14 protein-coding genes, 1 pseudogene and 1 riboswitch are annotated in these 13,755 nt (G+C 40.9%); of the genes and pseudogenes, 1 reads left to right on the forward strand and 14 read right to left on the reverse strand.

The features are described from left to right. Positions 1-173 precede the first annotated feature (173 nt). The 9 genes and pseudogenes from licT to M1D81_RS18510 form a co-directional block, all read right to left on the reverse strand. On the reverse strand, positions 174-1,007 hold the full coding sequence (gene licT, locus M1D81_RS18470; protein ID WP_034281373.1) for a BglG family transcription antiterminator LicT: 834 nt from the start codon (positions 1,005-1,007) through the stop codon (positions 174-176). A gap of 232 nt (positions 1,008-1,239) precedes the next feature. Then, positions 1,240-2,055 carry a YwqG family protein gene (locus tag M1D81_RS18475; RefSeq protein WP_456266072.1) on the reverse strand — a complete coding sequence of 272 codons (816 nt, stop codon included), beginning with the start codon at positions 2,053-2,055 and terminating at the stop codon, positions 1,240-1,242. Positions 2,056-2,221: 166 nt separating this feature from the next. Then, the gene (locus tag M1D81_RS18480) at positions 2,222-3,061 is read right to left on the reverse strand and encodes a methyl-accepting chemotaxis protein (RefSeq protein ID WP_456270888.1); all 840 of its coding nucleotides are present in this window, start codon (positions 3,059-3,061) and stop codon (positions 2,222-2,224) included. 150 nt (positions 3,062-3,211) lie between these two features. Further along, positions 3,212-3,946, reverse strand: coding sequence for an energy-coupling factor transporter transmembrane component T family protein (locus tag M1D81_RS18485; RefSeq protein ID WP_456266071.1), 735 nt, complete (start codon positions 3,944-3,946; stop codon positions 3,212-3,214). After that, on the reverse strand, positions 3,936-5,534 hold the full coding sequence (locus M1D81_RS18490) for an ABC transporter ATP-binding protein (RefSeq protein WP_456266070.1): 1,599 nt from the start codon (positions 5,532-5,534) through the stop codon (positions 3,936-3,938). Before M1D81_RS18490 ends, M1D81_RS18485 begins: the two co-directional genes overlap by 11 nt. Beyond that, positions 5,509-6,108, reverse strand: coding sequence for an ECF transporter S component (locus M1D81_RS18495; RefSeq protein WP_025093768.1), 600 nt, complete (start codon positions 6,106-6,108; stop codon positions 5,509-5,511). Before M1D81_RS18495 ends, M1D81_RS18490 begins: the two co-directional genes overlap by 26 nt. Further along, complete coding sequence (tenA, locus tag M1D81_RS18500; protein ID WP_024423928.1) at positions 6,105-6,791, reverse strand: thiaminase II; 687 nt, start codon at positions 6,789-6,791, stop codon at positions 6,105-6,107. The genes M1D81_RS18495 and tenA overlap by 4 nt, the downstream gene beginning before the upstream one ends. Positions 6,792-6,878: 87 nt before the next feature. Further along, positions 6,879-6,982: riboswitch (TPP riboswitch) on the reverse strand. Between the two features lie 56 nt (positions 6,983-7,038). Continuing rightward, positions 7,039-8,123: pseudogene (locus M1D81_RS18505) on the reverse strand (hypothetical protein). Positions 8,124-8,264: 141 nt separating this feature from the next. After that, entirely contained in the window at positions 8,265-8,921 is a 657-nt protein-coding gene (locus M1D81_RS18510) for a type 1 glutamine amidotransferase domain-containing protein (protein WP_185853963.1), read from the reverse strand. Positions 8,922-9,176: 255 nt separating this feature from the next. Between M1D81_RS18510 and M1D81_RS18515 the strand changes: the two genes are divergently transcribed. Continuing rightward, positions 9,177-9,341 (forward strand): hypothetical protein, encoded by a 165-nt coding sequence (locus tag M1D81_RS18515; RefSeq protein ID WP_003214630.1) that lies wholly within the window; start codon positions 9,177-9,179, stop codon positions 9,339-9,341. A gap of 34 nt (positions 9,342-9,375) precedes the next feature. Here M1D81_RS18515 and M1D81_RS18520 read toward each other — a convergent pair whose 3' ends face one another. From M1D81_RS18520 to M1D81_RS18540, 5 genes are all read right to left on the reverse strand, one after another. Further along, entirely contained in the window at positions 9,376-9,747 is a 372-nt protein-coding gene (locus tag M1D81_RS18520) for a DUF1304 domain-containing protein (protein WP_456266069.1), read from the reverse strand. A gap of 5 nt (positions 9,748-9,752) precedes the next feature. Then, entirely contained in the window at positions 9,753-10,007 is a 255-nt protein-coding gene (locus tag M1D81_RS18525; protein ID WP_024427548.1) for an ORF6C domain-containing protein, read from the reverse strand. Between the two features lie 206 nt (positions 10,008-10,213). Then, positions 10,214-12,595 carry an immune inhibitor A domain-containing protein gene (locus M1D81_RS18530; protein WP_456266068.1) on the reverse strand — a complete coding sequence of 794 codons (2,382 nt, stop codon included), beginning with the start codon at positions 12,593-12,595 and terminating at the stop codon, positions 10,214-10,216. Between the two features lie 189 nt (positions 12,596-12,784). Further along, positions 12,785-13,078, reverse strand: coding sequence for a putative quinol monooxygenase (locus tag M1D81_RS18535; protein WP_024423933.1), 294 nt, complete (start codon positions 13,076-13,078; stop codon positions 12,785-12,787). Between the two features lie 25 nt (positions 13,079-13,103). Beyond that, positions 13,104-13,742: a nitroreductase family protein gene (locus M1D81_RS18540; RefSeq protein WP_024427550.1), complete on the reverse strand. Its 639-nt coding sequence runs from the start codon at positions 13,740-13,742 to the stop codon at positions 13,104-13,106. Positions 13,743-13,755: the final 13 nt, after the last annotated feature.

A 13,755-nucleotide genomic window follows, 5' to 3' on the forward strand; every position in this document is an offset into this window, starting at 1 on the left:
TTTTATAAGTCTTTAGATATAAAAAAACCTAAATCACGCCTTATCAAAGATAGGGACAATGATTTAGGTTTTGCCTGCTTGACCAGTAACAATCCTAAAAGATTGTGGGTTATTTTGTTTATAGTTATAAATTATCATGTTAATTTTGTGATGTCAACGCTTTCTTTTTTAATTTATTTTCTTTTTATTACTCTGTCTATATGCAAAGTTAAATATAGCATTTCATCTTCTATGAGACTTCGGTTGTATTCTTTTTGAACATAATCGTTAATTTTTTCTGCGCACTGAAAAGCTGCGGTGTTTTTCTCTTTTACCACTTCATACAGAAACTCATTTTGATTTTCCATTTGTGTTTCGTTAAACAGACGCTGACCAAAAAACTTCAAATGCGTAACAAAACGGAAATAATTTAATGATTCTTCGTCCAAATCAATTTGGAAGTGATACTTAACGATGTTTAAAATGTCTTGAATGAGTTTGGTGATTTGAATAACGTTTGGCATTTCTTCATTGAGCTCTGCATTGACAATATGCATGGCAATAAAGCCGGCTTCATCCTCAGGAAGATGGATGCTCAGCTTGTCCTCAATGATCCGAATAGCTTCTAAACCGCATCTGAACTCATCTTTATACAGCCGTTTGATTTCCCAGAGCAAGGCATTTTTGATGTCCATTCCTTTTTGATGACGTTCAATGGCAAAGGTGATATGATCCGTCAGCGTCACATAGATGCTGTCATTTAAATTTTTGTTAAGAGTTGTTCTCGCATGCTCAATAATCGCCTCACACACTTGCATATACTCGATTGGAATATCATAAAGCAGGGTTTTGAATTTTTCTGATATATCTTTATTTTGAATAGAAAATACTTTTTCGATTCGTTCTTCATCAATCGGGTCTCCGCTTTTCTTTTGAAAGGCGATCCCTCTGCCCATAATGACCAGCTCATGCTGCTCGTCATCATACGCACTGACAACATTATTATTGATTACTTTAGAAATGATCAATTGATACCCCCCAGTACTTCCGCTTTTTCGAGCATTTTATCGTTGATTCATATGTCATTTTATTATTATTTTCAAAAAAGAGGACTTTAAGATGATTTTACATTTTTTTTTGATACGGTCAACTAGAAAGAATGACATATTACCTCTCAAAAATGACGAAATGGGGGCAAAAAAGTCTAAAAACACACTTTAAACACTCTAAAAAGAGTGTTAAAGTGTGTTTTTTACAAAATCAGGAGCAGTCCCAATTATAGACGACATTCTCGAAATTTTTTCGTTTAAGGTCTTCCGGTTTGATAAAAAAGTTGGCAATACCGCAATCTCCCCACATCAAATCTACTTCATCATCTGAGTCAATTTGTAATAACAGAACGGTATGTTCTTGATCTACATAGGTACGCGGGTCTTCTTGTGTAAACCCTGGATACCCGCCCAATTTGTGACCAAAGCCACTCGCTGTTTCATAAAATTCATCTAACAAATCATCTGCTTCATCACCATCAATACCATCTGCATCTTTGAATAGGTCCCAGCTTCGCTTTCCTGTAACTTTTTCAAAGCGGAAATCTTCTAAACTGATCGTTTCGCTTGATAATTCACCTGTAATCGCGCCTTCCTTCGTCACAGGAAAATAAAAATCGTCTGGAATTTTCACAAAAGAAAAATCAGTCATTAACTCTCCTTCTGACAAGAAAGGTTCCTCAATAAATTTGATGCGAAAATCTTTTTGCTCTGTTTTATGGTCAATATTCATCCCATAAAGATCATCATGCACAGAAATAAAAACTTGCAAAAGTCCTGTTTCGGGATAATCCTTCAGCTTCGGCAGCTGGCCGAAATTAATTTGTGCCAAAAGTTTCATAGGATGTCCCTCGCCGTCAACTGGATATTCGTCGCTCTTCGGGAAGTAAGGATCACCAGCTATTTTGCTGTCGTATGGCCCTGTTTTTCCTTGTTTCATCTGCAATTGAATCATTGGTTTTTTAGTTTCATCTAACAACGGACGGTAGGGTGCAAGTATCTCCTGCAGCTTCGCTGATTGTGTCACGATGATCTCCTCCTTATGTATAGGTCTAATGACAAAACTTGTCTCTCTTTTTCTATCATACAGAAGTGTACACTGCCTGTCAGTGATAAATCGGTCAATATCCTAACAAGTTTCTCCTCTTAACATGTAAAAAAACCTCCGATTCAGCTGGAGGTTTTGTCTTTTTTTATTTTACTTGGTAGTTTACTAAGTCGTTTGCTAATGCTCTCATCGTTTCGTTTGTTTCGTGAAGACCTTCAATAATTTTTGTGAAAGTACCTACTAGCTCTGCCTGATGCTCAGAGGAAGCGACAATTTGCGCAATTTCTTCTTCCATTCCTTTGATCGATCCCTGCACATCTTTTAGGGCTGTTTCAATATCAGTCGTCGCCTGTTTCGCGTGAGTTGACAGCTTTCTCACTTCTGTTGCGACCACTCCAAAGCCTGCTCCTGCTTCCCCTACTCTTGCAGCTTCTATTGATGCGTTGAGCCCAAGTAAGTTCGTTTGATCAGAGATACCTTTGATGAGATTGGACACTTGATTGATTTTAGAGGAATTTTCGACAGTAGTTTTCGTATTTTGTAGAATTTGTTCACTTGTCGCTTGTAGTTCCTCTGAATGTGCGGCAACCTGCTGTACCATAGCAACTAGTTTTTCGGAAGCTTCGTTGCTTTCCGTCATGATGTGATCTAATCGTTGTTGATTCGTTTGGTCATAGGCCACACAGAAGGCAGCAACCACTTGACCTGATTCATCAGTAATTGGAACGGCTACGATATCCATTGGAAGCCCGTATACTTCTTTCGGAACTTGGAAAAACGACGGTTCTCTTCCATTTTTCAACATGCCAAAGTTGTGGAATCCAGCATCTACTGGATCACCAGCTTTAAATCCTAAATTAATATTCCCATGCTGCTGATAATAAAGAACCTTCTCTTTCCCTAAAACAGAAAAGGTTAGCTGCTCTCTCATAGCAAGTCCAATGATTGGTAAAGCGTCTATTATGTTATCAATTCTCTGTGACATTCGCTCACGTTCATCCTCTCTTTTTCTCAGTATACCTTCTTTATCGGTTCGTTATATGATCCATTACAGCCTGTAATGTGTACTAATATCAATCAAATGACCTAAGACATATAAAAAGCCCACATTCTATCAAGAGAATGTGGGTGTTTTTCAGACAAAGTAAATGCACATAAAGACACTGATACCGATGAGAAAAAAATACATATAGTCAATCCATGAGGTGCTGATAATATGATAATACGTTCGCTCTCTCGTCCCTGTGAAGCCCCTGGCTTCCATTGCAATTGCTAAGCGTTCTGATTTTCGTACGCCTTGTGTAAAAAGGGGCAAGGCATAACGCATAAAGGCTTTCCAGCTATTTTTTTGCTTGTATCCTCTGATTTTATGTGCAGCTTTCATTTGTTTTAATTCACTTTGAAATAACGGAATAAATCGGAAGCCGGCAAGCATTCCATACGCCCATTTCGGGGACACTCGGCATTGATGAATCAGACTCATCATAAATGCCGTCAAATCTGTTGTGGACGTAAAAAGGAGACCAAATGTCACAAATCCAAGCATTCTAAAAGAGATGGTGAGTCCATTTCTTAAACTCTCCTCTGTGATATGAAACCATGCCCACTTCCAAATAGTATGATCCCCCTTGCCGAAGGCCGCCATCATCCAGAACACGAGAATAAAAAAGAGGAGATATGGGACAAGCCTTGTAACGAGATACTTCATATTCCATCCACCTAAAACAAGTCCAATGCCAAGAGCAAACAGCCAGATGATAAAGGTTGTTTTAGGATCAGATATCGCCATGAGGCAGCCCATCGCAAGCATGTGAGCGAGTAATTTCATGACTGGATTCACAGTGGAAAGAAAGGAGTGATTACTTTGCAATCGTCAGCACGTCCTTTCTTTCTGCCACATAGCGATAATGTAAAGGAACTCTCAGCTGATAAGCATCGACAAGTTCTTGATTTGAAAATAAATCATAAGGGCTGCCATCATACACATGCTTCCCTTGATGAAACAGAAGCACTTGATCGGCACACTCATCGACAAGCTCCATATCATGTGTGACCATCACAATGGTAGTGCCTTGGCGCTGACGCTCTTTTAAACGAATCATTAATTCCTTCGCCGTTTTTTCATCCTGCCCAAAAGTCGGTTCATCTAACAGCAATACATCTTGATCAAAAAGGAGCATCGTGGCAACACTCAATCTTCTTTTTTGCCCTAAACTTAAGGTGAAGGGATGTGCTTTTGCATGCTTCTCTAAACCGAACTCTTTCAGCAGCTGTACCGTTTTTTCTTGTACGACTGATTCTGGCCAGTTTCGTTGTCTGCCGCCAAAGGCAATTTCATCGAATACTGTGTCTTGAATAAATTGAAGCTCCGGATTTTGAAACACAAAGCCTGCTTTTTCATAGAGTAGTCGGTCAGACCATTTTTTAAGGTCTATTTCTTTTAAGAATATATGACCTTTTTTAGCTGGCTCTAAGCGGATCAAATGTTTGAGACATGTACTTTTTCCGCTCCCATTTTCTCCAATAATCGCCACCCAATCTCCTGCTTTGATATCCAGCTGAAGGTTACTCATAATCCTTTTTTTCCCGTAGCTTAATTGAAGATTTTCTGTACGAACCATTGTCTTTCGTGCAATTGATGGCACTTTTTCACGCTGCTCTTTTCGTGCTTCAAAGGTTTGCATAAAAGTTTGACTCAGTGGATGAAATGGATCTTGAATGATCGTAGACCATTTCTCGGGAAATAATTTGGGCCGCCAAATGCCAGCCTCTTTCATTTCTTCCTCATATGCCGCGAGCACATCTTTTGGAGCTCCATCTGCTAAAATGCTGCCTTGATCATCTAATAAAATCACCCGGTCCATCCATTCGATGACACCATCAAGCACATGCTCTACAAAAATCATGGTCTGATGCTGATCAGCTGCAAGCTGCTGCAGCAGTTGAAATATGTCCATTCTACCTGCCGGGTCAAGCTGTGCGGTCGGTTCATCAAAGAATAGAACATCCGGCTGTAATGCGAGTAGACAAGCAAGTGCCAATCGCTGCTTCATGCCGCCAGATAAAGTATGAATCTCTGTTTGCGGATCGACATTCAGTTGGACTTTTTGCATGAGCTCCTGAATGATGTCATCCATCTCTTCACGAGGGACAGAACGGTTCTCTAAGCTAAAGGCAATTTCTTCATTGACGCGGTGCATACAAAACTGAGAGTCTGGATCTTGAAACATGACGCCTGTATGTCTTTGCAGCACCACTTCACCCTGCATGTCTGCTTCCACATGCTCTGGAATGATTCCAGCCAGAACCGAAATGAGCGTGGATTTCCCGCTTCCGCTCGGTCCTAAAATAAGCACCCTTTCTCCTTTTTGTACCGTAAGGGAGATTTGATGCAAAACGGGCTTAGGCTGTTCATAAAAACGGACAGAGAGTTCATTGCACGCGAGAAATGAATTCATGCTGTTCACCTTTGTTTCGTTTTTCTTTCATGATGGCATATTGATTTAGTACACCTGTTTTGGATAGTGCGTCCACCACCACTTTCGCAAGGCAGCCGCCAAGTATCATTCCACTGATAATTTGAGTCACAAGAGTCATAAGTAAAACTTGAGGCGTGTAATAACCAAAGCCATTTGCCACGAGACTGTACGCCATCGCTCCGATAGCGGCAAAGGCACCAGACAGCATCAGTGTCCACATGCGATATCGTTTATAACCAAAAAGAGCGAAGGCGATTTCTGCCCCAAGCCCTTGGCATACACCAATCAGCAGAGCTGAAAGTCCAAAGTGGCTGCCTGTCAATAATTCCACAGCCGCGGCGGCTGTTTCCGCAATCAGAGCAGCCCCTGGCTTTTGAATGATATATGCAACGATTGGACTGGCAATGACCCATATTCCAAACATGATGTTGCCTCCTGCTGGGCCCACAAGTGCTGTAATCGGTAAGTATAGCGTGGACCATCCTAAATAGATCACACCACACGCAACGGATAAAATGACCGCAAGGACGACTTCTTTCATCTTCCATGTCATGATGAATGCACCTCCAGTTGAACTGGCCACTCTTCAATAGTAAAGGCCATTTCCCAAAACTTGTACTCGAGCTGGCAGCTTAAGATAAAGTGCTGTTTCATTTTTTCCTTTTCCTTCTCACTTGCTGCTTCCGCCAATTGATCGAGCCGCTTGCAAAGCTCACCTGTGACAGAATCAGTTAATCCTCCATAAAACGTGATCCACTCATAAAACGGATGTGACGGGTCTGGCTGCACATCTGTAAGCATTCGTTTCCCTATTTCCCAATATGTCCAAGGACATGGAAGCAGGACAGCGATGATTTCACCAAGCGTGCCCTCTTGCGCAACTTGCAGCATGTGATGAATATAGTGGTGAGCACTCGGAGCCAAAGAAGCACCTTGGAGCTCATCATATGCGACTCCTGCCACTCGGCAAAGGTTTTGATGAGGGTGCGTCTCACTATCTAGTACAAACGCAATCTGCTGATGGAAAAACGCAATATCCTCTCTGTCTGTACATCTGCTGAGTGCTGCTGCATAAATTTTAATGAATGCTTGTAAGTATTCTGCATCTTGTTTGACGTAATGAATGATCTGTTCCTTTTCCAGCTTTCCTGCTGCCAAGCCTCTGACGAACGGATGCTGATAAATGGCTTCAAATAACGGTTCTGCTTCTTTCCTTAATTGCGTAGAAAATGTCATAAAAAAAGCCTCCTCTTCTTCAGTTGAATAAATGAAAAAGCCACCCCAAATGGAGCGGCCTTCTTATCGATTCAATCATGAATAAGACAAGGTCCAGCTCCACTTCCCTCCGCTAGTACGAACTAGATCAGGTTCAAAGGGTCCAAGATTTTCTCTTGTCTCAGTCATACATGACTCCCCTAGTGGACTTTTGTCATTTAATTATCTTTACTCTACACATGTGGCGATTTGATGTCAACCGCCTTTCTTAATTCAACGTTCTGATTGTTGGCAGCTTCTCGATCCCTGCAGCATAGTAGAAATTCAGCACACTGAAGAAATCAATCGGCTTTCCTGTTTTTAAATCTACAGCTAAAATATGATCACCGTAATTTGTCATATCATCAATATCTAAGCGTCTTGGTGTTGTCTTCCCGAGTGTATCAACAAAGCTACTATGGTAGTACTGCCCGCTAGCAAACGATGATTCATGATACATAAATAAAGTCTCCACATCTAAGTAGACGAGAATGGCCTCAGAGGAACTGGCATATGGAGCGGAGCAGAATGAGTTCTCTGTTCATATTTTCCATCATATGAGAAGTAAAACACACGCTCCCATTTATAATCGGCGGTCTTTGTTTGCTTATTGTATACTTTTGTACCATTTGCGAAAACATCACCGTTTGCATACTCAGCTACAAAATATTGCAAGGTGGACGAAAGGGATACAGCCCCCGTGAAATTGGGCGGGTTTTTTGCATTCACTTGTATCGTGTAGGAGTCTCCAAATTCTCCGCCGCTTGTAATACCGAATGCATAATCACCTGCTGGTAAATTGGTCAATCCAAGCAGGCTGCCTGCCGGTTGAATTAAATCTGTCGGGTAGGCTTGTCCTGTTTCATAATCAACAACAAATAATTGAACAAAATAATCAGGGTTTGAAGAGGTAATCCGGCTGATGAGTGCCTGAGGTGAAGATGTGCTTAAAAACCATAAATCAACTGGGTCGTCCTCTGTTAAGACAGCCGATTGATTAATAGCTAGTCCATCAATGGAGCGAACGGCAGACGTGCGCATTTTGCCTTCTTTAGCAGCTTTTCGTTTGATACTGATTCCTTTCTTCTTATTCACTTTAAATGATTTTTTCACTTGCTTCTGTTGAATAGCGGTTCCTTCATCCTGCTTCAAAAACGATTCTTGCACTTGCTGAATCGCTTTTTCTGTCAGTGGTGATATTTTCCCTTCTGATTTCGGTGCTTCTTCTGCTTTTAATGCTGGTGAAAACAAACCTGTTGCGACGAGTAAAACAGACAGTAAAGCTGCGGTGATTTTGACATAAAATGCTCTCACAGGAACATCCCCTTTTTCCTCATTTGGTTTTTTTACCCTGTGATTATTTTACCATTATTCTAATTATTGTTTTGGTCTTTTTTGGGACATTTTTATAACAAAAAAACCAGCCGCATGAGTTACGACTGGTTTTTGATCGTTTTATGCAATGGTTTTGACAAACAAGCGTGCTGTTTCTGCACTTGATCCCGGGTTTTGTCCAGTGATGATTTGTCCGTCAACGACAGCAAATGGCGCAAAGGCATCTCCTTTTTCAAACGCTGCCCCCTGCTCACGAAGTTTTGTTTCCAATAAAAATGGAACTTTTGATGTCAGCTGCACGGCTTCCTCTTCTTCGTTTGTGAAGCCTGTGATTTTTTTGCCTTTGATAAATGATTTGCCATTTTGGTCCTTCACATCAACGAATGCTGAAACACCATGACAAACGGCTCCGATCGCACCATTTTTATCTGAAACCGCTAAGATCGCATCCGCTACCAGTTGATTAGACGCAAAGTCGATCATAGGGCCGTGCCCTCCAGCAAAGAAAATGCCGTCATAATCTGCGGGATTCACATCTGTAAGCGCCTTTGTGTCTTGAAGTAATTCATATACATCTTGATATTGCGCTGGGACACCTTCAGGAATTGAATTTTTGTCAATTGGTACAGTGCCACCTTGAATAGAGACAATTTGTACTTCTAGTTCATTTTCTTTAAAAATATGAAATGGCTCTGCTAACTCTTCTAGCCATAAGCCTGTTGGATGTCCATTCATTTCCGGGCTGCTTGTCGATACTAATAACACTTTCTTACTCATCTTGATCATCCTTTCGATTTATCCTGTGGCTATTTTATATTTTGCACAATTAAATATCAAGCAATATGACTTTAGGCCAGCTCATTATGTTATACCCGATTTTCTAAAAAATATGGTATGACTCCAAATCTAATCAATATGTCACATTCTATTGGTAGGGAATTTCATGTAAAATTGTCATTGAGTGATATAATATGAGGAAAGATTGACAGTTCTCTCGTCACATGAGGGGATTTTTAAAGGAGTGGAAAAGAGATGAAAACCTATTCGATTGTGATGATCATCATCACGCTCTGTATTATATTGGCCGTCTTTTTGATGAACCTAACGGGGGTCATGTACGGAAAAATCATTTTGGCCGTTGCCGTAGCCCTTTGTCTAACATCCATTATTCGTTTGATGGGTCTTCGAAAAAGATAAAAGCCGCCCTCACTAGGGGCGGCTTTATTTAAGATTAGATCGCCAGCATCAGTGCAATGAGTGCAAGCAGTGCTGGTACTCCTTGTTTGATGATAATTGATTTATTGGATGTTACACCGCCAAATACTGCGGCGATGAGCACACAAAGAATGAAAAACAGCTGAATCATATATCCAACGTTATTCGATCCAAGAATGAGCCCCCAAATGAGTCCTGCAGCTAAAAACCCGTTATAAAGCCCCTGATTGGCAAACATTACTTTGACATTTGGATCTTTTTTCAAGTGTTCTGGCAGTTTAAAAGACCGCTTCGCCATCTTTGATTCCATAAAAAACATTTCTAATAACATGATGACAATGTGTTCTAATGCGACAATTCCTACTAAAATGATTGCTAAAATATTCAATTTAGTTAATTCCTTTCTGATAGACGTTCACGAATCTCTATTTTGTCCGTGTATAAATCAAAGTCTTGTATCAATTCTAGCGCTTCTGTAAAGCGACTTTGTGGAATGTCTTTCATTTTTCTCACACCGAATTCCTTTTTAATAAAAGCCATGATGGTATTGATATGAAGCTTACCGTGGCCAGCATACTCCAAATGGCTGCAAAAAGTCTGCATCGTCCCTCGAATCACCTTTAATTGCTTGGCAGTGACACAACTCATTGGTAACGCTCATCCTTTCCTTTGTTTTAACAGCTAAAAAGAATCATGGTTGAAAGAAAAACCTTCCAGTGTCTATTATATAATGGTTTCATTCGGATATCAAAATAAAAAAGAACAGACATTCGATTTAAAAAACAATCGTGCCCTCACAATCCTTTTCTCACATATCAAAAAGCCGGATTCAATGGTAGAATCCGGCTTTCTATTTAGTTACTTTTCGAAATTAACACCTTTCCAACAGAACGATCCTTACTTTGTCCAACGACTTTAAAGGATAACCCATATGTCGGTACATCGCGTCCTGCATCTGGGTTGTTTGGATTCACATAGTTCTTTTTATCACTAAATGTACGAGCCGGGCGAATGTAGCGATCTTGCAAAGTTAAGCCCGTTGTTGCTGTATAATCTATATTCAGCTTCGTACTTGGATTCAAAGAGAATGCTGCATCATGTACTTGGAACCCTGTTGCGGCAATGGAACCGTCACTCCATTTTAATACTTGCTGATCTGCATCTACTACGCCAAGGAAGCCGTTCCCCGGATGTTTTCCTACCCAGTTATCACTGTATGATTGATCGACATACCAAACGACCAACCCGTTATTATAGCTCATCAGACTTGCCCCGCGTTTAATATGCTTTAAGCCTTTATCGACATCAGCATAAGAGCGCCACTCTAGTAAATAGTATTGTGCTGCATATTGTTTTCCATTAGATTTTGAGAATCCATTAAAGGTAAAAGTAGACGTGCCCTCGGCATCATCTGACCATACTTTCGTTCCATCTGCCGTGATGTTCAGGTCATCTACGAATAAGCCTGGAAGTGAATAGCCTGCATCAGTTGTGTAACGGAATTGCAGGTCGATTTTCTTCCCTGCATAAGCAGACAGGTCAAAGGCTGCATCTACCCAGCCGTCTGATTTTCCGTCGATGCCATTGCCTTCGTTTGCACCTGCTTCATTTCGATCATTCGTGATGTTACCCGCGATGGTCTTCCATTGATCAGTCCCTGTTTCACGCACTTCGACATACGCATAATCATAATCTTCTTCAATATCGTACCATGCTTTAAATGTCAGCTCTGCTTTGCCTTCTTTTGACAAATCAATACCTGTTGTCGTCATGGTTGCATTCAAATTGTCACCCGTTCCGCTGAAGTACGAATATTTCCCTTGAGCAGGTGTCGTGACGACAATCTCTTTATCTGGTAAATCGACTCGAACGGCATCATGATTCGTTCCTTTTGTTGCTGCTTCATCAATTAATACTGTTTTGCTTTTCTTTAATGTTTTACCATCGATGGTTTGTCCAGAAAGCCAGTTGCCTCCATGCAAATTTTGAAGCATTTCTTTCGCATATGGGCTAAAGCCTGTTGGTTCCGTACCAGGAACTTTACCTGCCCAGCTTCCGCTTGACATGATCGACCAGTAAGAAACGGGCTCTCCTCTGCCTGTGTACTGTGTATCGTACTCGTCAGGAAGACCAAGATCATGTCCGAATTCATGTGTGAACACACCTGCTGCGCCATCTTCAGGCTCGATGGTGTAATCCAACGCGCCTAATTTCCCGCCTTGACCAACTTCAGATTCAGTATCCGGAATTTCAAATACATCACCAAGTGACCAGCGGTGTGACCAAATCGCATCAGCGCCAAGTTGTCCACCGCCTGCTTCTTCACCTACGCCGGCGTGAACGACCATCAGATGGTCAATGATGCCGTCTGGCTCATTATAAACACCGTCGCCATCAATATCATAGCGGTCCCATTGATCATACTCGCTTAGATCAATATTCGGATCTTTTGCTGCTGCTTCGAGTGCTTCTTTCACCAATTCGCGCGGTCTGCCGTCACTGCCTGAATCGTCAGGTACGTTCCCGCCGTAATAAGCTGCTTCATGCTTCGCTGTATACCATCCTGCAACTGTTCCACTAACTGTGTAACTGCCGCCGGACTGCTTTTCATAGTATTGCTTCATGGATACTTTCCGTTTCCCATCTGGACCGATGTAGCCATTTTTTCCGAAAAGCATATCTTGATAGTGCTGTTGATCGTACTTGTCATAGTACATATCAGTCTCTTCTTTTTTGATACTATTATGCTTATAATCTTTAAAATCTACTAATAAAACCAATACTTTATCATTGCGGACGTCACCTTTATACTTTTCCTTTTTGACCGGTTTTACTTGATTGCTTTCTTTTCCTTTATGCTTCTTTAATTTTTTCTTTTTGGCAAGTTTGTTATGTACCTCTTGTTTGTATTCTTTCAGGAATTCAGGCTCTTCTGTTAAGGTGCTGGCACTTTGTTTCATTGCTGATTCTTCTTTTTTCTTTAGATAGTTCTTTAATGCTTTTTGGGTTTCTGCCTCATTGGCATTCTTTTTGATCTTTCCTTGTTTTTTCAAGGCTTTGACAAGACGGTCTTCATTCACGACACTTGAGTCAAATGGAATACCTGAATAATGACCGCCATCAGAGGATGTTGATTTTTCTGTGGTGTGGGCAGATAGAGGGGTGCTGAAAGCTGTCAATGTGCCTAAACTTAGGACAGCGGTTAGTGCCATTTTCGTCCATTTCCCTTTTTTCATATTGGTTCCTCCCTATTTTGGTAATAAATAATATCTAATTCTAGCATATTCCAATATAGTTAAGTCGAAAAACATTTTATTTTCAGAAATTTTGTGGAAAATGCACAATACGTGAATGAAATGGGTGGAACCATGTGTCGAAAATAAAAGAACCCTAGGCGTTAACCGCCTAGGGTGTTTGTTGTTTTTCTATGAAAGCTGCTGGCCTTGAAAGGCAACCACGTCAAGTGGAGCGGCTAAGAATTCTTTTGCCTTCGCTACGAAAGCCTGGAAATGAGCACTTGCATTATGGCTCTGAACCGCAGCGTCATCTTTCCACACTTCTACCATTAAAAAGGTATTTTCCTTTTCTGTATCCTTGAACAGCTTGTAGGAAACATTGCCTTCTTCAGCCTGTGAAGCTTTCATTAACTCATTGATTTCTTCTAAAAATACGTTTTCTTTTTCTGGATGAATGGTCATTCCTGCATGAATAATAATCATTTGATCGTCTCCTTTTGAAAAGATATTATTTCCACTCAGCAATACGATCAACCGGTAAGCGGTAAGATGCATAGCCTTCGTCGGCTGCTTTCCCAATTGATAGCAGCATGACTGGTACATAACGTTCTTTATCCCATCCAAATGTTTCAGCGATGACTTCTTTATCATATCCGCCAATTGGATTTGTATCATAACCGTGTGCACGTGCAGCAAGCATAAGCTGCATAGACACAATCCCACCGTCAATTAAGATGGTTTCGCGGTTCACTTGCTCTGGAAGAACCTCAAAGTGTGCAGTTAATGCAGCAATTTGTCTTTCTTTCACTTCTTGCGGCATGTAGCCATGCTCTACTGCTTTTGAATAAATTTCTTCTAAGTATTCATTGCTTTTCATATCTGCAAATACTGCAATGACAGCTGCTGATGTTGACACTTGAGTTTGGTTGAATTTTGCAAGTGGTGCAAGCTTTTCTTTTCCTTCTGGGCTGTCAATAACCATGAAGCGCCAAGGCTGTGCATTTACTGATGATGGTGCAGTTGTTGCTTCTTCTAAAATCTCTGTCATTTCTTCTTTGCTGATTTTCACAGATGGATCATAGTTACGAATAGAGCGGCGCCCTTTCATAATTTCCATAAAATCGTTTGTTTTTAATGTTGTAGCCATGTGTAACACTCCT

This window comes from Bacillus sp. JZ105 (assembly GCF_053903125.1).